The sequence below is a fragment of the Thalassospira sp. Z349TD_5 genome (genome assembly GCF_056173045.1).
The window spans coordinates 2266063-2284081 of sequence record NZ_CM149654.1 but is presented as its reverse complement, the minus strand read 5'-3'; the positions used below and the strand labels follow the sequence as shown (position 1 = coordinate 2284081).

At 54.2% G+C, this 18019-nt stretch carries 16 protein-coding genes, 1 tRNA gene and 1 pseudogene; 14 read left to right on the top strand and 4 right to left on the bottom strand.

Annotation, left to right across the window (positions count from 1 at the left end):
• Positions 1 to 86 precede the first annotated feature (86 nt).
• The 3 genes from AC0VXT_RS10445 to AC0VXT_RS10435 all read left to right on the top strand — a co-directional run bounded on the left by AC0VXT_RS10445 (position 87) and on the right by AC0VXT_RS10435 (position 4187).
• Positions 87 to 1775, top strand: a complete 1689-nt coding sequence (locus tag AC0VXT_RS10445; RefSeq protein WP_022730687.1) for a hypothetical protein — start codon at positions 87 to 89, stop codon at positions 1773 to 1775.
• Positions 1776 to 1907: 132 nt separating this feature from the next.
• A complete protein-coding gene (locus tag AC0VXT_RS10440) occupies positions 1908 to 2936 on the top strand; it encodes a GlxA family transcriptional regulator (RefSeq protein WP_475548537.1) in 1029 nt (342 codons plus the stop codon).
• A gap of 75 nt (positions 2937 to 3011) precedes the next feature.
• Positions 3012 to 4187, top strand: a complete 1176-nt coding sequence (locus tag AC0VXT_RS10435) for an MFS transporter (RefSeq protein WP_475548536.1) — start codon at positions 3012 to 3014, stop codon at positions 4185 to 4187.
• A 133-nt stretch (positions 4188 to 4320) separates the two neighbouring features.
• Here AC0VXT_RS10435 and AC0VXT_RS10430 read toward each other — a convergent pair whose 3' ends face one another.
• Positions 4321 to 4542 (bottom strand): hypothetical protein, encoded by a 222-nt coding sequence (locus AC0VXT_RS10430; protein ID WP_022730690.1) that lies wholly within the window; start codon positions 4540 to 4542, stop codon positions 4321 to 4323.
• A 284-nt stretch (positions 4543 to 4826) separates the two neighbouring features.
• On the opposite strand from AC0VXT_RS10430, the gene AC0VXT_RS10425 reads away from it, so the two are divergent.
• Positions 4827 to 4919, top strand: a tRNA-Ser gene (locus AC0VXT_RS10425).
• A gap of 183 nt (positions 4920 to 5102) precedes the next feature.
• The gene (locus tag AC0VXT_RS10420) at positions 5103 to 5558 is read left to right on the top strand and encodes a hypothetical protein (protein ID WP_475548535.1); all 456 of its coding nucleotides are present in this window, start codon (positions 5103 to 5105) and stop codon (positions 5556 to 5558) included.
• Positions 5559 to 5640: 82 nt separating this feature from the next.
• Here the strand turns inward: AC0VXT_RS10420 and AC0VXT_RS10415 are convergent, their stop codons facing one another.
• Positions 5641 to 5883 (bottom strand): Lrp/AsnC ligand binding domain-containing protein, encoded by a 243-nt coding sequence (locus AC0VXT_RS10415; protein WP_022730692.1) that lies wholly within the window; start codon positions 5881 to 5883, stop codon positions 5641 to 5643.
• A gap of 116 nt (positions 5884 to 5999) precedes the next feature.
• Positions 6000 to 6950 (bottom strand): carbohydrate kinase family protein, encoded by a 951-nt coding sequence (locus AC0VXT_RS10410; protein ID WP_475548534.1) that lies wholly within the window; start codon positions 6948 to 6950, stop codon positions 6000 to 6002.
• A 194-nt stretch (positions 6951 to 7144) separates the two neighbouring features.
• Between AC0VXT_RS10410 and AC0VXT_RS10405 the strand changes: the two are divergent.
• Both AC0VXT_RS10405 and AC0VXT_RS10400 read left to right on the top strand, forming a co-directional pair.
• Positions 7145 to 7487, top strand: a pseudogene (locus AC0VXT_RS10405) (transposase); the annotation flags it as partial.
• A 228-nt stretch (positions 7488 to 7715) separates the two neighbouring features.
• Complete coding sequence (locus tag AC0VXT_RS10400; protein WP_475548533.1) at positions 7716 to 8621, top strand: transposase; 906 nt, start codon at positions 7716 to 7718, stop codon at positions 8619 to 8621.
• A 105-nt stretch (positions 8622 to 8726) separates the two neighbouring features.
• Here AC0VXT_RS10400 and AC0VXT_RS10395 read toward each other — a convergent pair whose 3' ends face one another.
• Positions 8727 to 10322 carry a bifunctional metallophosphatase/5'-nucleotidase gene (locus AC0VXT_RS10395; protein WP_475548532.1) on the bottom strand — a complete coding sequence of 532 codons (1596 nt, stop codon included), beginning with the start codon at positions 10320 to 10322 and terminating at the stop codon, positions 8727 to 8729.
• A gap of 611 nt (positions 10323 to 10933) precedes the next feature.
• Here AC0VXT_RS10395 and AC0VXT_RS10390 point away from each other — a divergent pair.
• The 7 genes from AC0VXT_RS10390 (at position 10934) to AC0VXT_RS10360 (ending at position 17994) form a co-directional block, all read left to right on the top strand.
• Entirely contained in the window at positions 10934 to 11929 is a 996-nt protein-coding gene (locus tag AC0VXT_RS10390; protein ID WP_022730695.1) for a BMP family lipoprotein, read from the top strand.
• Positions 11930 to 11971: 42 nt separating this feature from the next.
• Positions 11972 to 13555 (top strand): ABC transporter ATP-binding protein, encoded by a 1584-nt coding sequence (locus AC0VXT_RS10385; RefSeq protein WP_417823899.1) that lies wholly within the window; start codon positions 11972 to 11974, stop codon positions 13553 to 13555.
• Positions 13552 to 14670 (top strand): ABC transporter permease, encoded by a 1119-nt coding sequence (locus AC0VXT_RS10380; protein WP_102785078.1) that lies wholly within the window; start codon positions 13552 to 13554, stop codon positions 14668 to 14670. The genes AC0VXT_RS10385 and AC0VXT_RS10380 overlap by 4 nt, the downstream gene beginning before the upstream one ends.
• A complete protein-coding gene (locus AC0VXT_RS10375) occupies positions 14670 to 15641 on the top strand; it encodes an ABC transporter permease (protein ID WP_475548531.1) in 972 nt (323 codons plus the stop codon). Before AC0VXT_RS10380 ends, AC0VXT_RS10375 begins: the two co-directional genes overlap by 1 nt.
• Positions 15642 to 15722: 81 nt before the next feature.
• Positions 15723 to 16745 (top strand): BMP family lipoprotein, encoded by a 1023-nt coding sequence (locus AC0VXT_RS10370; RefSeq protein WP_475548530.1) that lies wholly within the window; start codon positions 15723 to 15725, stop codon positions 16743 to 16745.
• A gap of 32 nt (positions 16746 to 16777) precedes the next feature.
• Positions 16778 to 17191: a cytidine deaminase gene (gene cdd / locus AC0VXT_RS10365; RefSeq protein WP_475548529.1), complete on the top strand. Its 414-nt coding sequence runs from the start codon at positions 16778 to 16780 to the stop codon at positions 17189 to 17191.
• Complete coding sequence (locus AC0VXT_RS10360; protein ID WP_412776370.1) at positions 17188 to 17994, top strand: purine-nucleoside phosphorylase; 807 nt, start codon at positions 17188 to 17190, stop codon at positions 17992 to 17994. Before cdd ends, AC0VXT_RS10360 begins: the two co-directional genes overlap by 4 nt.
• Positions 17995 to 18019: the final 25 nt, after the last annotated feature.

Below are 18019 nucleotides of genomic sequence, written 5' to 3'. Positions count from 1 at the left end.
ATATAAAAACTATGGGACACGCGCCTGACTGCAAAAACGGCATGTAGATGCCGCCCAAACAGGAAGTTAGGGAGCCAGAGCGCGTTATGTCGGATACGACATTTGAAGTACGGGTTCAGCGGGGGGATCGCTGGATCATTCATTCGACATTTGATGTCGAAAAAGAAGCGGTAACAGAAGCTGAAAAGCTTTTGAAAACCAAGGTTTCGGCCGTGCGCGTTGTCCGTGATTGGGAACGTGGCGACGGGAAGCATATCGAAAAGGTCCTTCTTGAAAAAGAAGGGGCTGGCGACGAAGAAGAAAAAGACGTGCGTGTCACGTCGATTGACGAAGCGCCGCTGTGCGAAACCGACAATGACCTTCTCCAGAAAGAAAGCCGCGCGACCATCAACCGGTTGTTGCGCAAGTATTTTGAACAGGAAATCCTGACTCCTTGCGAGGTAATGTATAATTACCAGAATCTGCGCAAGTTGATGTTCCATGATACCCTGATGCCGACTGCGGTCGACAAGGTTGCCGGGCTGCATGCCAAGGCAACCGACGGCGATCATATTGAGGCGATGAACAATCTGCACGGCGCGATTGAGCAGCTTGCGGCCCGCGCCCGTGAGGTTGAAAAGGTTGATCTTCCTGAATTTGAAGACGCAACAATTTCAGAAGTGCGCGACGAAATTCGCCGCCTGAATTTGGCCGAAGATACTGATTTCCTGACGATGGTAGCGCTAACACGCGTTATGTCCTCGACGCGCAACTGGGTCGGCAAGCTTGATCTGGCACTTAAGGTCAAAGGCGACGAGAAAGACGAAGCCGCCCGTAAACTGCTTGATGATGTCATCGCAGATATTCTGGGATCCCCGGTTGCGCTTAAAGAATTGCTTGGCAGTTCACGCAGCTTCGGCGAAGCCGTCACGCTGCACATTGATCTGGCACTGGGGCGGGCTAAGGGCAATCGCGGTGCCGCGAATGATATTCTTGAACTGATGAACCCGTTGTTTGGTTCGGGCCTTTTGGCGACCAGTCAGGAAGCGATGTTTGACTACATCGTACGTGAGCTTAAAAGCCCCAATAACCTGACACGCCACGAAAGCGATCCGGACCCGTTAACCGATATTCTGGATCGGTTGGTGACCGAAAATGGCGTTATCTATGGAACGCCAATGACGGCGGCACTGGCGGAGCGTGGTGCGCGGTTGCGCAACGTTGGTGGCCCGCGCGCCATGATCGAAGGGGTCGAGGAAATCTGCGGGCGTCTGATCCCGAACTGGCGCAAGCTGACCTGGCTGATTGCGGTTGCCAACAGCGGTGTCGCCGAAGGTTTCGAAGACGAGCTGTATGGCATGATGACCGATGCGGTCAAAGACATGCGTGCACTGCGGGCGTTTTGTGATGCCGACGCAAAGCCGCGTGACAAGATGGCCAATGTCAAACACATGAACGATATCCTTGAAGCATCGGTTGTGCCCGATGACAAGAAAAAGGAAATCGGTGGCAAGCTTGATGACGGGCTGGCGGATTATCTGGTGCGCGAAAAGGTGATTGAGCGGATCGACAACCCGTCACTGCATTTGCGCAAACGCGCCTATATGCTGGTGCAGTTTTGTTCAAGCGGCGTCCTGATCGAAGGAAAATCGGCCAACATGGCGCGAAAACGGGTGGTCGGGTATCTCAAGCAACCGAACTTCACTGACAAGCTGGTCGATGACATTACCGACATGCCCGCCAAGGAAGGCACCATTCGTGACTTCTATGCGCTTTTGCAGCGAAGCGGGTTCTAGCGACGTTCTTTCTGACAAGCTGGCGAATACACAACACCCCACCAAGCCATAGTGGCAAGATTGGTGGGGTGTTTGTCATTGTTGCCAGTTTTGATTTCCGGCATTGTTGGGGTGCGTTAGGGAGATCACGCTATGTCAGTACAAACACCCGATACCCGGTTGATCGTTTGCTACGCCTATGACGAGGTCATGAGCCTTGATATCGTCGGGCCGTTGCAGGTGTTTGCCACTGCCAACGATGAATTATCATCTCTGGGCCGTGCGCGGACCTATGAGAATATGGTCGTGGCAGATGAAGCAGGCCCGGTCAAAACGTCATGTGGCATTCGGCTTCATGCTGATATGGCGTTGCGTGACCTTGATCTGGCTGGTGTCGATACCCTGCTGGTCCCGGGCGGCAACGGAATGCCCGAGCGCCGCAAGGATAAAGCGTTGCATCAATGGGTCCGGGATGCGGAAAAACGGGTCGTGCGTCTGGGCTCTGTATGTTCCGGTGCCTTGATCCTTGCCGAGGCCGGAGTGCTTGATGGGCGCATGGCAACAACCCACTGGTCGCGGTGCGATGAAATGGCGCGCGATTTTCCAAAAATCAAAATGATGGGCGACCGTCTGCACAGTTATGACCCAACGGGGTTTGACGGGGATTCTCATGTTTTCACATCTGCTGGTGTGACCGCTGGGATTGATTTGGCATTGGCAATCGTCGAGGCCGACTTTGGCCGTAACCTTGCCTTATCCGTTGCCCGCCGGTTGGTGATGTTTTTAAAGCGCCCCGGCGGACAGGCACAGTTCAGTTCCTATCTTATCCCGCAAAAGGGGGCGACCGCGCGTCTTGCCGGTTTGCTGGAATGGTTACCGGGCCATCTTGAACGGGACCTTTCGCTTGACGTCCTGGCGGGTCGGGCAGGGATGGCACCCAGAACATTTTCACGTGTGTTTGCGCGCGATATGGGCATGAGCCCGGCGCGATACATCGAACGGATCCGGGTTGAGGCCGCAAGGGCCTTGCTACAAGACGAAGCCATGACGATTGCAGATGTTGCGACCTTGTGCGGGTTTCGGCACCCTGAAACCCTGCGGCGTACGTTTCAACGTCATTTGGCCGTCAGCCCGCAGGAATATGTTGAACGGTTTGCCCGAAAGTCACTTTCACCCGTTTAGGACCTGATCCTTAACGACCGGAATTACGGGCGAATATTTGTCTTAAAATTGAATGTTTTTTTGGGAGTTGGAAACATGTTGTTGCTGACCAATGGATCATTGCGTCTGCTGTTTGTCGCGCAGGCACTGTATTGGTCCTGTTCACTGATCGGGATTACGCTGACCTCGATTGTTGGCGTGTCGCTTGCGCCAACGGCGGTCTTGGCGACTTTGCCGTTAGGCATTTTGATGCTTGGTAATCTGGCGTCTGTGCATCCGCTGTCGATGATCATGCAGAACTATGGCCGACGCACGGGCCTGTTTCTGGGGGCTTTGTGTGGTGTTGCTGGCGGACTGTTGCTATCGGTGGGGATTTACATCGGTGCATTCTGGCTGGTGGCAGCCGCGCCTTTTTTGATCGGGACTTATCAGGCATCTGCGATGTATTACCGCTACGCCGCCCTTGAAACAGTTGATGCCACCCATAAAGGCCGGGCCGCAGCACTGGTTGTCGGTGGCGGTGTGTTGGCCGCGTTGATCGCACCGGAAATTGCCGCCTCGAGCCGCGATATGCTGCCCGTGCCCTTTGCTGGGGCCTATGTCGCACTGGCGGCGTTGGCGGCTGTGGGCGCGCTTTTGATGCTGATGTTGCCTGATGGCGGTATTCCGGTCAAACCGCACACCAGTCGGGGCATCATGCGGGACCTTTTGCGCCGTCCGGCCATTCGTGGGGCGATCGCGGTTAGTGCCAGCGGTCACGGCATTATGGTGTTGGTGATGACCGCAACGCCGCTTGCAATGAAGTATTGCGGTTTTGATGTCGATGTATCGGCCAATGTTATCCGTTGGCATTTGGTCGGCATGTTTCTTCCGGCTTTTGTTGCCGGGCCGATGATTGATCGGTTCGGTGCGCGCCGTGTCGCGGTTCTGGGCAGTGGGGTGCTGGTGGCCAGTGTGATTGCGGCCTTGTCCGGGGTGACGGTTACGGCCTTTTTGGTCAGCTCGTTTCTGCTTGGGATTGGCTGGAACATGATGCTTCTGGCGGGTACGACCTTGTTGGGTAAAGGGCACACTGAGGCCGAACGTGGTCATGCGCAAAGCCTGATGGAGTTGGGCAACGGTATTACCGCAACCATCGCATCTGTCATATCAGGGGCCCTGATTGCCGGGGCCGGTTGGGATTTGATCAATTACGGCGTGCTGCCGTTCCTGTGTGTGGCGCTGATCATGATGTGGCGCGCACGGCAGGACCAAATTCCGGCCAACGTCTAAGCAAGATAAAAGAAACCGCCGGTCGCGATGACCGGCGGTTGGAGTTGCGAGACGAGCGGGGAGGCTCGCCTCGGCGCGATAAACTGCCCGGCGCAAAAGGTTGTGTGAGGTCCGGGCAATAAAAAACCGGCCATCAGGCCGGTTGTGCGTTCATTGACGGGGCATTGCCCGCGACAAATTCCTTGATCTTCTGCAACACGAACTCTCGCGAGCTGTTTTCACGGGTACGGAAAAGAACCTCGCGGTCCTGAATGACCAGCCCCATATACACCGGATCGGTATAACCTTCCGGGGTCATTTTGAGGGCACGAAGAGTGTGGCCGAAATCATCGGTGCTCTGATAGATGGTACGCATGTTACTCCAACCAGCTTGTAGCGTCTTCTGACGTTGAAAAACCAATCGACTGTCGCTTTATGACAGGTGTTTTTTGCCAACAGATGACAGCTGTGTGATGGTTTGAAGAACTCTTTTGGCTTTCAACCGCAAAATGCCATGAGACGGGGTCTCAAAAAGCTGCTGGTTTTATTTGATGGGCCTGTTAAAAAGAAAACGTCGTAAACGCTGGTTTCGGGCATTGACACACGCCGTGCCGGTGTTTAAGAAAGGCGTCGTTCCGCAGGGAACACCAAGGACATAGAGGGCAAGTGGCCGAGTGGCTGAAGGCGCTCCCCTGCTAAGGGAGTATAGGGTCAAAAGCCCTATCGAGGGTTCGAATCCCTCCTTGCCCGCCAATGTTAAAGGCACCCTAAAAGGGTGCCTTTTTCTTTGCCTAAATGGCAGAAAACTTCCTTCTCAAGCGTTGTCTGGGGATCGGGGGCTCGCATTTTTGCGAAAAGCCCTCATCTGATCATGGATGCGATACCACAATGATTGAGGAAAAAATGCCCAGTAAAACGACAGTTTACGCAGGATGCATGACCAAAGCGGTTGCCGTTGCCTGTGCGATGTTCTCAATACCATCGGTGATGGCGCATGCGTCAAACAGCGCGCATGATCATGGATATGTCGAAATCGCACAAAGCGGCGGTATTTTTTCCGATGAAGAACGCCGCATCATCCGTGATGTTCTCGATGTCGCAACTGGGACCGTTGATGCCGATCAGGGGCACGGCAACGACAAAGGTGGTAAAGGCCTCGGAAACAAAGGCAAGGGCAACAAAGGTCTGCCGCCGGGAATTGCCATGAAGCTTGAGAGGGGTGGTTCGTTGCCACCAGGAATTGCCAAGCGCGACCTTCCGGATGATCTGCGCGCACGCCTGCCAAATCGCACAGATGACGCTATTCGCCAGATTGTCGGCAATGACGTTGTCCTGATCCAGAAGGGCACCGAGCTTATTCTTGATGTGATCTCGGACGTCGTGCGCAATTAGACGAAATGTCTGACGGCACACAAACAAAAAACGCGGCGAAGATTTTCGCCGCGTTTGTCATTTTACGCCCTTGCCTGAGTGATCAGGTGAACGCGTTAAACGTGATGATGGTTTGGGTGTCCTTGATATTGGGCAGCTTGTGGATTTGTTCGTTCACATAGCGCCCGATATCCTGTTCGTCTTCGACATAAACTTTGACCAGAAGTTCGAACGGGCCGGAAATGGAATAGACTTCCGAGACACCTTCGACTTCTTCGACAAGATTGGCGGCGACGTCATAGGCTTTGCCCAATTCGCATTTCACGAAGATGAAAAAGGGGTGCATCGGCAGTGCTCCAGTAGGTTTGAATTTCAGATAAGCTATCGCGACACGGCAGGGCTTGCAATCTTATCGCGCGTGTAACCGGTCAATATAAGACACGCTACCCCGATCCGTGACGGTTAAATCAGTTTTTTAAAGGCATGTTCGGCGCGTGCGTCAACCGCACTCTGTGTCAGGTTCCAAACGGTGGTTCCTTCGGTTTCAGCCGTCAGGCTGGCCATGGCCAAACCTTCGGCGACTGCCTCATCCATCGTCGCGCCCGGTTTGGTAAACCGTGACAGGAACCCGGAATAAAACGCATCACCGGCCCCGTTGACGTCGCAAACCTTTGTTGGCAACGGGTGCCAGAATGCCGTGCTGTCACCAGATGATGACACAACACCTTTTGCCCCCAGCGTAATCACCATGTCACAAACACCTTTGCCGCGCAGAACGTCAATGGCGGTCTTTGCCTGATCAATCTCATTGATTTCAATGCCGGTCAGGACTTTTGCCTCAGCCCGGTTGGCGATCAAAAGGTCAAGCTTGTCAAGAACCGGGGCGAAGCGCGCACCCTTGCTTGGTGAAACGGTTGCAGCACAGAATTTTGAGCTGCCCTTGTTTTTCGTCAGCCAGTCAATGGTGGGGGCGGGCAGGTTGGCATCAATCAGCCACCATGGCCACGCCTGAAGGTTGGCCAGTTGATCCTTCAAAAGATCAATGCTCAGCAGGTCATAGACTTCGGCGTCCATCATGCCCAACGCCAGTTCGCCGGTGTCATCAAGCACGGCGGTATAGCCTGCTGTATGCTTACCGTCGAGCTTGTGCATCCGGCGGGTATCGATCCCCAGTTCAGACAGGGCGGCAATCACCTGTTCGCCGTCACCGTCATCTCCAACCGCGCTCAGCATTGCGACATTGTTGCCAAGCAACCTCAGATGAACCGCAATATTGCGCGCAACACCGCCGGGTTTGCGGTGCAGGGTTCTGACGGGGTTTGAGGCCGCCGGGACAAACTGTTCCGTACATTGCAAGGTGCGGTCAAAATGAGCGGCACCAAAACAAAGAATATTGGCCGAGGGCGTGATCACAGGTTGTTGCTCTTTGTGGTGAGGGTCAGGGAGTGACAGGCAATTTCAAACAAGCGACTTTCTAAGCCGCGACACCGATCAAAGGCAAGAAAAACAACAAAGGGCGACCCACGTGAGCCTGTGTGAAAACAGGATTCCCAAGCGTTGTCTGATTTGAGAAACTGCCCGGAGGATGAATTTCGGGCAGTTTTTTTATGTCAGGCTTTATCGAAGGAACCAGTCGCGAACAGGGAACACTTTTCCCGGACCGGCTTGATGATCTTGTTGCCGATGACAATGGGGTGCGGGTGATTGATGCCTTTGTCTCGGCCCTTGATCTACAGGCACTGGGTTTTGTCCGGGTGCAGCCAAAGGCGACAGGTCGTCCGGGCTATCATCCTTGCGTTCTTCTGAAATTGTATCTGTATGGCTATCTGAACCGTTTGCGTTCGAGCCGGGGGCTGGAACGCGAATGCCACCGCAATATCGAACTTTTGTGGCTGCTGGACCGTTTGGCCCCTGATTTCAAGACGATTGCCGATTTCCGCCGAACGAACCGGGAGGGGATAGGCCGGGTTTGTCGCAGTCTTGTGCTGTTTCTGCGCGGGGAAGGGCTGATCGCGGGTCAGTGCCTGGCCGTGGACGGATCGAAATTCCAGGCAGATACCAGTCCGCAAAAAGTCTGGACGAAATCACAGCTTCAAAAGCGGATCGCCGATATTGACCGGCAAATATCGGACTATCTCGCAGAGATGGACGCCATTGACCATAGCCAGAATGCTACGGATGGCCCGTCGGTACACCCCGTCGGACGTCCCGGGCGGCACAGGAGGTAAAACAGGTGATGTGCGTGCAACCCTTGCAAAGTTGCGCGCGCAGAAAGCCGATCTGGCCCAGTCGGTGCTTCTGATGGACGAGATGGGACAGACACAGGTGGTTATCGGAGATGGGGATGCCCGGATCATGCGATCAGGCAAAGGCCGGATTGTCGGCTACAATCTTCAGTCTGCGGTCGATGATGCCCACGGGCTGATCGCTCATCATGAAGTGACACAGGCGACATCGGACCAGAATGAATTGCATCGGGTCGCCAAAGCAGCAAAGGACGTGCTTGAGCGCACAAAGATAGATATTCTGGCCGATGCGGGCTATGCCGATGCAGAGCAGATCGCGGCCTGTGACGAAGATGGCATCACCGCTTTTGTTCCCCATCCTCGCTCACGTAACACGCATGGTGATTTCTTTGAAAAGTCCGACTTCGACTGGGATGCAGCCAAGCAGCATTATATCTGTCCGGCAGGAAATGTCCTGTCCTTCGAGAATGCCTCGCGCAAGAACCAGAGCGCCAATTACGTGGCCGATCCGAAGGATTGCGCCGCCTGTGCGCACAAATCCCGTTGCACCAAAGTCGACCGGCGACGGGTCAGCCGCCATTTGCTTGAGGGGCCCCTCGAGCAAACGGCCCAACGCATGGCGGACCATCCCGAGGCGATGACACGACGAAAATCCCTTGTCGAACATCCGTTTGGCATTCTCAAACACATGATGGGAACACCGAGGTTCCTGTGCCGGGGCTTGCCTGCGGTCAAGGCAGAAATGGCCTTATCCGTCACAGCTTTCAATCTCAAGCGCGCCATCAACATCCTCGGGGCAAAAAACATCATCGAAAGGCTCTTGCTCGCCCCCGTATGAGGAAAACACACACAGTTTATGAAAAACCCCGCTACAGGAGCAGCGGGGTTTTGACACAGGCTCCACGTGGCCGCCCTTTGATATCTGATGCCATATGTGCGGCACTTATTTCAGCATGATCCGGTCACCCGCCATAGGGGTCACTGGCGACTTCATACCGATATAGTCGGCAACCGCCTGTTCAAGGTTGGGACCAAAGTCATAGACATTGGTCGCATTATCCCGGAACAGGGCATAGCCATCGCCGCCATTGCGCATGAAGTCGTTGGATACAACGCCATAGGTCTTGTTCATATCAATCGGCGCATAACTGTCCCCCTCGGCGACCATGACGTTTGAAACGCGCGATCCAACCGGCTTGGACAGATCAAGATCGAATTTAAGACCGGCGACTTGTGGGAACTGGCCTTTGTCCTCGTCAACTTTCGAAACACCATGTTCAAGCGATGCGACAACATCCTTGCCCGACAGGTTAAACGTTGCCAGCGCGTTCTGGAACGGCAAAACCGTCAGGACTTCGCCCATGGTAACCGTTCCTTCGTCAATGCTGGCACGCACTCCACCACCGTTCTGAATGGCGATCTGATAACCGTCGCCCGCTTTCCACAACATCGCATCGGCGACCAGCGAGCCCATGGAACATTCCATATGACGGCATGTTTCGCGCGATCCGTCGGCCGGTGCGGTAAAGCTACCGACATCGACATTGCGAACCGCGTCGACCTTGCCGCTGGACAAGGCAATAACGTCGAGAACGTCCTGGGCCGGTTTTATGCTGGCATCAAGGGCAATCGGCTCACCTGACCACGCGGTTGCGACACCATCATCATCAAAGGTGACGTTCAGTTCGCCAAGATAGCGGCTATAGGCATACGCCTGCACCACAAGAACAGGTTTACCATCCGGTGCGGTTTCAACAACCGGGTAGGGGTAGTTGGCCTTTTCATTGGTATTGGAAAACAGCTGGTTGTCATGGCCGCCAACAATGACGTCAATGCCACTGACCGTTTTGGCCAGTTCGAAATCCTTGTAGGAGCCCGAATGGCTCATGACGATGATTTTATTGACCCCCTTAAGGCGTAAACGTGCCACAGAATAGCGCAATGCCATCTCGGAATCTGTGATTTCAACCTGATCGCCGGGGCTTGAGATATCCGGGGTTTCTTCCGTCGTGATGCCGATCAGGCCGATTTTTTCACCGCCAAGTTCGATAATGATGTCGGGCTTGATTTCACCATCAAGGCTGGAGGCCGCGGTCGGATTTACATTGGCCGACAGGACCGGAACAGTGCTGGCTTTGATAAAAGCCTCAAGCACTTCGGGGCCATCGTCAAATTCGTGGTTGCCAATTGTCATGGCGTCATAGCCAGCCATGGTCATCAACTGGGCGGTCAATTGGCCTCGATAGGTCGAATAATAAAGGGATCCCTGAAACTGATCGCCACCGTCAAGAGCCAGCACATTGCCGCCTTGGGCCTTGGCATCACGGATGGCGGTCGCAAGACGCGCGTATCCGCCAAAACATTTTCCGTCGGCATCGTCTTCGACCGAGCAGGTATTGTTATACTTGGTGACCGATTCAACGCGATCATGAACGTCATTGGTATGAAGAATACGCAAATCATAATCTGCCAATGCGCTTCCCGCACCAAGGGTCAACATGGTGCATGCCGATAGAAGCCCTGCAATCTTATGTTTCATTATTGATCTCCAGCAATGGGCCAGTTTTGCCGATCCCTCACAGCAAGCTGGCATGATATGACAAAGCCTTAAACGTGCGGAATGCTAACACCAATTAATCGCCGGTGGTACGCCCGGTTGATGACGGTGCGATGAAAAATGCAATTTTCCAACCATGGCCTGCGCGTTGGATGCGTATGGTTTTATGTATCCGGTAAAGAATCGGCAGCACAGAATGACCGTGTTGCGATGGCGAACGTCATAAAACCCGTTTGGTTGATTATTAAGTTTGCCAAGAAAATCTATCGTGCGAAATATCGTCGAACCTGAATGAGGAATGCGCCCTAACCTAAGGGAAACCCCGCAGGAAGGGGACGTGCAACGGCGGAATTGCTGCATGCCTTTTTTGACCAAATGGACAGGTTATGCCGCAGTTTGCGCGGTCTTCTATTTACAGGGTACTATCTTTTGTAGTTACCATAAGCATCTCGCAGTGCAGACATTCCGGTTCAATCCGGTAGAGGGGCCAAATTTTGGTCGCACTGCGGATCAGGTTTTTCGATGAGGGAGTTCCACCGGTTAAGGGCACCGGCGGAAGAATAAACAGAATTCAAGCAAAGAAGGGCATCGGAATGAAAAAGCTTCTGACCTCCGTGGTCGCGGCTGTCGCCTGCTATGCAGGTGTTGCAGCGGCTGCAGAAATCAATCCGGCAGTGGTCTATGACCTTGGCGGCCGTTTTGACCGTTCGTTTAATCAGGGCGCATATAACGGCGCTGAAAAATACAAAGAAGACACCGGTACCGAGTATCGCGACTTCGAAATTCAGAACGATTCCCAGCGTGAACAGGCGATGCGCAACTTTGCACGTCGTGGTATGAACCCGATCGTTGCGATTGGCTTTTCGCAGGCTTCTGCCTTGGAAAAAGTCGCCAAAGAATTCCCGGAAACCAAATTCACCATCATTGATATGGTTGTTGACCTGCCGAACGTTCAGTCCGTGGTCTTTAAAGAACACGAAGGGTCGTTCCTGGTTGGTATTCTGGCCGCAATGGCATCTGAAACCGGTAAAGTCGGCTTTGTCGGTGGCATGGACATTCCGTTGATTCGCAAATTTGAGTGTGGCTATGCACAGGGTGTTAAATACGCCAATAGCGACGCTGAAGTGTTCCAGAACATGACCGGCACGACTGGTGCAGCATGGAATGACCCTGTTAAGGGTGGCGAGTTGGCCAAATCACAGTTCGACCGTGGCGCAGACGTTGTCTATCATGCGGCTGGTGGTACGGGCGTTGGCGTTCTTCAGGCAGCAGCTGATGCAGGCAAACTCGGTATCGGTGTTGACTCCAACCAGAACGCACTGCATCCGGGATCGGTTCTGACCTCGATGCTCAAGCGCGTTGATGTTGCTGTTTACGAAGCATTCGAAGCAGCCGCTGGCGATGACTGGCAGCCGGGCCTGACCATTCTTGGTCTGGCAGAAGGCGGTGTTGACTGGGCTCTTGATGAAAACAACGAGAAGCTCATCACCGACGACATGAAAGCGGCTGTTGCAAAAGCCAAGGAAGACATCGCTTCGGGTTCGCTTGAAGTGCATGATTACATGAGCGATAGCGCCTGCCCGATGTAAGGCAGTGGTGAAGCAAACCGGGGATTTGTAGTGTCGGATACGATGCATCAAATGCACGGCACCGGGGAAACCGGTGCCGTGCAACCCGCTATTGAACTGCGTGGAATAGACAAGCGGTTCGGAGCGGTACATGCCAATAAGGAAATTGACCTTAAGGTCGATAAGGGAACAATCCACGGCATCGTGGGCGAAAATGGCGCAGGTAAATCGACGCTGATGAGCATCCTGTACGGCTTTTATCAGGCCGACGGTGGCACCATCCATGTCGATGGCAAGCTGTGCGATATCAAAGGGTCGGAAGACGCCATTGCCGCCGGTATTGGCATGGTTCATCAGCATTTCATGCTGGTCGAGACCTTTTCTGTTCTGGAAAACGTTATTCTGGGTGTCGAAGGCGGGGCTGTTTTACGCGACGGGGTCGATAAGGCCCGCGTGGAGCTTGAACGGCTTGAACGCGAATATTCGCTCGACATTGACCCGGATGCAATTGTCGGCGACCTGTCGGTTGGCCTGCAACAACGTGTAGAAATTCTAAAAGCACTGTATCGTGGTGCGGAAATCCTGATTTTGGACGAGCCGACCGGTGTTTTGACACCACAGGAAGCGGATCATTTGTTCCGCATTCTGGCAACCCTGAAGGAACAGGGTAAAACGGTCGTTCTGATTACCCATAAATTGCGCGAAATCATGGCTGCGACGGACAACGTGTCTGTCATGCGCCAGGGCGCAATGGTGGCAGATCGCAAAACTGCTCTAACCAGTCCCGAAGAATTGTCCGAACTTATGGTTGGCCGTCGTGTATTGCTCCGTCTGGAAAAAGGCGAAGCCAATCCGGGGGCGACAGTTCTTCAGGTGAACGATCTTTGTGTTGATAACGCCCAAGGTGTTCGCAAGGTCAAAAATGCGAGTTTTACCGTGCGTGCAGGTGAAATCGTCGGCATCGCCGGGGTTTCAGGCAACGGGCAAAGCGAACTTCTCGAAGCCCTTGGCGGTATTCGTTCTGCCAGTGAAGGCAGTGTTTTGCTCAATGATCAGGATGTGACACCGGGCAAGGGCGTTGATGCGGCCGAACTGCGCAAACGCGGTGTCGCCCATGTGCCAGAAGACCGGCATCGCATGGCGATGGTTACTGGCTTTACGGCAAAGGAAGCCGCCATTCTGGGCTACGAGGATGACCCGGCCTATAACAACGGGATCCTTTTGGACTGGCACGCGATTTCCAAGGCCACGGCGAACATGATGTCGGAATTTGACGTACGCCCGGATGATCCCGATTTAAAAGCCGCCAATTTTTCCGGCGGCAACCAGCAAAAACTGGTTCTGGCGCGTGAAATCATGCGGGACCCGGAACTTCTTTTGGTTGGTCAGCCGACCCGTGGTGTTGATATCGGGGCCATCGAATTTATTCACAAACGTATTGTTGCCATGCGGGACGCTGGCAAGGCTGTCCTTCTGGTGTCCGTGGAGCTTGACGAAATCATGTCGCTTGCCGACCGAATTTTGGTGATGTGCGATGGTGTCATCATCGGCGAAGTTTCTGCTGCTGAGGCAAATGAACGTATTCTTGGTCTGATGATGGCCGGGGTTGATCCAAACCAAGCCAAGGCAGCGGAGGGGCAGGCATGAGTAATGTTGTCCAACTGCCGCGCTGGATAGATGTTGGCGCATTGCCACTGTTGAACCTTTTGCTAGCATTGGCAGTATCAGCCCTTGTGGTTCTGGCGATTGGTGAAAACCCGATCGAAGTTGTCGAAATTTTGCTGTATGGCGCGTTCGGCTACGACGAGGCATGGGGATATACGCTTTATTACACCACCAATTTCGTCTTTACCGGGCTTTCCTTTGCCGTCGCATTCCATTGCGGTCTGTTTAACATTGGTGCCGAAGGGCAGGCCTATGTTGGTGGTCTTGGTGTAACCTTGGCGGCCCTTTATCTTGATTTTCTGCCATTTCCGCTGATGCTTGTGGTTGGCATGATGGCTGCGGCAATTTTTGGGGCGGCATGGGCCTATATTCCGGCTTATTTGCAGGCGCGCCGTGGGTCGCACATCGTGATCACGACCATCATGTTCAACTTTATTGCGTCATCCTTGATGGTGTATTTGCTGGTCAATGTCTTGCGCCCGCAAGGCTCAATGACCCCGGAAAGCGAACAGATTGCCGAACATCTTCGGTTGCCGTTCATCCATGACATGGCAGCAGCCTTTGGCATCGACATGGCGTCAAGCCCGCTCAACCTGTCATTTGTCTATGCGATTGCTGCCAGCATCCTTGTCTGGATGTTTATCTGGCATACGCGCTGGGGCTATGCGATCCGCACCGTTGGTGCCAATGCGGTGGCGGCAACTTATGGCGGGATTGATCCGGGGCGCTACATCATCATCGCCATGATGATTTCAGGGGCCTTGGCATCCTTTATGGCGCTGAACGAAGTCATGGGTGTGCAGCACCGGTTGCTGATTGATTTTACCGCTGGCTATGGCTTTGTCGGGATCGCGGTTGCCCTTATGGGCCGTAACCATCCATTTGGCATTTTTCTGGCCGCGTTGCTGTTTGGCATGCTCTATCAGGGCGGGGCGGAGCTTTCATTTGAAATTCCAACCATTTCCAATGACATGGTCGTGGTTATTCAAGGTCTGGTGATCCTGTTTACCGGGGCGATGGAACATATGTTCCGGCCGCGCGTGACCAAGATTTATACCGCGTGGCGCCTGCGCCGTGACCGGATGGAGGCTGCGTGATGGAAAATTTCGAACTGGTCATTCTGCTTCTTGATGCGACACTTCGCACATCGACACCTCTGATCCTTGCGGCCCTTGCAGGCATGTTTTCCGAACGGTCCGGGACGATCAATCTGGCCCTTGAAGGCATGATGCTGGGCGGGGCGTTTGCGGCTGCTGCGGTGGCCTATTACGCCGGTAGCCCATGGGTTGGGTTGCTTGCTGCGATTGTCGCAACGATCGGCTTGTCCTTGCTGCATGGCTTTGCCTGCATCACCCATAAAGGTAATCAGGTCGTGTCGGGCATGGCGATTAACATTCTGATGTCGGGCTTTACCGCATTGGTTGGCATTGCACTCTTTGCCCAAGGTGGGAAAACCCCGGCCCTTGATAAGGCATCGCGTTTTCAGCCGATCACGCTTCCGGGTGCTGAGGCCGTTCGGGATGTGCCTATACTGGGGCCGATTTATTTCGAACTTCTCAGCGGCCATAATATCCTTGTGTATATCGCGTTCCTTGCCGTTCCGGCGGCATGGTGGGTGATGTATCGCACCCGGTTTGGCTTGCGCCTGCGTGCGGTTGGTGAAAACCCCGGTGCCGTTGATACTGCGGGCATCAGTGTTGTTTTGATGCGCTATCGTGCGGTGGTGTGTTCTGGCGTGCTTGTTGGTATGTCGGGTGCATATCTTTCAACAGCCCAAGGTGCGTCGTTCCTGCAGGATATGACGGCGGGTAAGGGCTATATCGCGCTTGCGGCCATGGTCTTTGGAAAGTGGCGTCCGTTCCCGGCATTGTTTGCATGCTTGTTGTTCGGGTTCCTGGATGCGGCGGCGACCCGTTTGCAGGGCGTTATTCTGCCCGGTATCGGCGAAGTTCCCGTTCAGTTGGTGCAGGCATTGCCCTATGTGCTGACCGTGATCCTGCTGGCCGGGTTCATTGGTCGCGCCACACCGCCCAAGGCACTTGGCCGTGCCTATGTGAAGGAACGTTAATCGGGATGCGGTTCGGTTGATGGTCTTAAAGGGACCATGCGCCGGACCGTGAGCCTCCGATTTGTTGCGTTGGAGACATTCATGCAAAGAAAACCGCTTCTTGGCACCATCGCAGTTCTTTCGGCGTTTCTGCCCGGGATCATCGCGACGAGCAGCCCCTCATTTGCAGACGAAACCATCAAACCGGCTGTTGTCTATTCGACGGGTGGCAAGTTCGATGGTGCGTTTAATCAATCTGCATTTACCGGGGCAGAGAAATTCAAAACCGATACCGGCATTGACTACCGCGAATTTGAACTGCGCAATGACACACAAAGCCAGCAAGCCATCAGGACCTTTGCCCGTGATGGGCATGATCCGGTCGTCGTTATTGGTTTTCAGCAAGCGTCGGCCTTGGCCGAAGTCGCACCGGAATTCCCCGAAACCCGGTTTACGATTGTCGATATGGTTGTCGATCAGCCCAATGTGCAGTCGGTTGTTTTTCGCGAACACGAAGGCAGCTTCATTGTCGGCATGCTGGCTGCCATGGCGTCAAACAGCAACACAATCGGTGCCGTCGGGGGGATGGACATTCCGCTTATTCGCCGGATGACATGCGGCTATCAGTTGGGCGCGCACTACGCAAAACCCGATGCAAATGTTCTGGTGAATTTCGTCGGCACAACTGGTGCGGCATGGAACGATCCAATCCGTGGAGGCGAATTAACCAAAACCCAGATCGGTAAGGGGGCGGATGTTGTCCTGCAACTGGCTGGCGGAACGGGGATTGGCGTTTTGCAGGCGGCTTCTGACGCCAAGATTCTTGGCATCGGTTCAGACGCCAACCAGAATGGATTACACCCGGGGCAGGTTCTGACATCCATGGTCAAACATGTTGATGTTGCGGTGTATGAGGCCTTCAAGGCGGCCCGCGACGGGAACTGGCAACCGGGCATCAAAAGCCTTGGCTTGGCCGAGGGCGGCATTGACTGGGCGCTGGATGAAAACAACCGTGATCTGATGACCGACGATATGGAAGTGGCCGCCAAACAGGCAAAGGCCGACATTATCAGCGGTAAAATAACGATCCATGACTACATGACAGATAACACGTGCCCGAATTAGGTTGCACGGATATAGAAAACAGGACGAAAACGATGGGTACGACACAACAGGCACCGCGCGATTTGATTGATGCGGCACTTACCGCACGCGACAAGGCATATGCGCCATATTCGAAATTCCATGTCGGGGCGGCATTGCGGACGGTCAATGGTCAAATTATTGCCGGATGTAACGTGGAAAATGCGGCCTATCCCGAAGGTGTCTGTGCCGAGGCCGGGGCGATTTCGGCCATGGTTTTGTCGGGTGAAACCAAGTTCGATGAGATTGTCGTTGTTGGTCTGGGGGACGTTGCCTGCACGCCGTGCGGCGGGTGTCGTCAGAAAATCCGTGAATTTACCGGACCAGACGCAACCATTTTCATCATCAATGATCAGGGCGAAACGCTGCTGACCTTGACCCGTGAACAACTGATCCCGCATTCCTTTGGGCCGGAGAACTTGAAATGAGCAATGTCAAAGCCGCACTTGAGGTCATCGCATCAAAGGCACCGGGATTTAAGGCCGATGTCGCCATGGTGCTTGGCAGTGGGCTGGGCGGGGTGGTTGATGCGGTCAGTGACCCGATCAAGATCGCCTATGAAGATGTGCCGGGCTTTCCGTTGCCGACCGTGCACGGACATGGCGGGCAGCTTGTCCTTGGGCGGATCGGCGGTGTGTCGGTTGCCGTCATGCAGGGTCGCGCGCATTTTTACGAGCATGGCCGTTCGGATCTGATGGCTGAACCGCTTGAAACCCTGCGTGAACTTGGCGCGGATCGCCTGATCCTGACCAATGCGGCTGGGTCGCTTGTGCCTGACGCGGTGCCGGGAAGCCTGATGTTGATCACCGACCATATCAGCATGTTTGGTCCCAATCCGTTGATTGGCTATCACGGCGATGACCGCTTTGTCGGGATGGATGTGCCTTATGATCCGGAAATCGGGGCGGGCTTGCATCAAACGGCGGCACAGCTGGGCATTAAACTGTTTGAAGGCACCTATTGCTGGTGCACCGGGCCAAGTTTTGAAACGCCGGCTGAAATCAAGATGCTTAAGGTGCTGGGGGCGGATGCGGTTGGTATGTCAACTGTGCCTGAAAACATCCTTGCCAGACGGCTTGGCTTTAAAGTCGCAGCCGTTTCAAACATCACCAACCTTGCCGCGGGCATGAGTGCGACGCCGCTTAGCCACGCGCAAACTCTTGAGATGTCCAAAGAAGGTTCCGCCAATCTTATTCGTATACTATTGCAGTACTTTTCACGTTCTGCATGAACTCGAATTTTCGGGTTTGGACCAA

Excerpts from the sequence above, each read along its gene's own strand:
- AC0VXT_RS10445 (WP_022730687.1), top strand. The coding sequence starts at position 87 with ATGTCGGATACGACATTTGAAGTACGGGTTCAGCGGGGGGATCGCTGG.
- AC0VXT_RS10440 (WP_475548537.1), top strand. The coding sequence starts at position 1,908 with ATGTCAGTACAAACACCCGATACCCGGTTGATCGTTTGCTACGCCTAT.
- AC0VXT_RS10435 (WP_475548536.1), top strand. The coding sequence starts at position 3,012 with ATGTTGTTGCTGACCAATGGATCATTGCGTCTGCTGTTTGTCGCGCAG.
- AC0VXT_RS10430 (WP_022730690.1), bottom strand. The coding sequence starts at position 4,542 with ATGCGTACCATCTATCAGAGCACCGATGATTTCGGCCACACTCTTCGT.
- AC0VXT_RS10420 (WP_475548535.1), top strand. The coding sequence starts at position 5,103 with ATGACCAAAGCGGTTGCCGTTGCCTGTGCGATGTTCTCAATACCATCG.
- AC0VXT_RS10415 (WP_022730692.1), bottom strand. The coding sequence starts at position 5,883 with ATGCACCCCTTTTTCATCTTCGTGAAATGCGAATTGGGCAAAGCCTAT.
- AC0VXT_RS10400 (WP_475548533.1), top strand. The coding sequence starts at position 7,716 with ATGGCCCGTCGGTACACCCCGTCGGACGTCCCGGGCGGCACAGGAGGT.
- AC0VXT_RS10395 (WP_475548532.1), bottom strand. The coding sequence starts at position 10,322 with ATGAAACATAAGATTGCAGGGCTTCTATCGGCATGCACCATGTTGACC.
- AC0VXT_RS10390 (WP_022730695.1), top strand. The coding sequence starts at position 10,934 with ATGAAAAAGCTTCTGACCTCCGTGGTCGCGGCTGTCGCCTGCTATGCA.
- AC0VXT_RS10385 (WP_417823899.1), top strand. The coding sequence starts at position 11,972 with ATGCATCAAATGCACGGCACCGGGGAAACCGGTGCCGTGCAACCCGCT.
- AC0VXT_RS10380 (WP_102785078.1), top strand. The coding sequence starts at position 13,552 with ATGAGTAATGTTGTCCAACTGCCGCGCTGGATAGATGTTGGCGCATTG.
- AC0VXT_RS10375 (WP_475548531.1), top strand. The coding sequence starts at position 14,670 with ATGGAAAATTTCGAACTGGTCATTCTGCTTCTTGATGCGACACTTCGC.
- AC0VXT_RS10370 (WP_475548530.1), top strand. The coding sequence starts at position 15,723 with ATGCAAAGAAAACCGCTTCTTGGCACCATCGCAGTTCTTTCGGCGTTT.
- cdd (WP_475548529.1), top strand. The coding sequence starts at position 16,778 with ATGGGTACGACACAACAGGCACCGCGCGATTTGATTGATGCGGCACTT.
- AC0VXT_RS10360 (WP_412776370.1), top strand. The coding sequence starts at position 17,188 with ATGAGCAATGTCAAAGCCGCACTTGAGGTCATCGCATCAAAGGCACCG.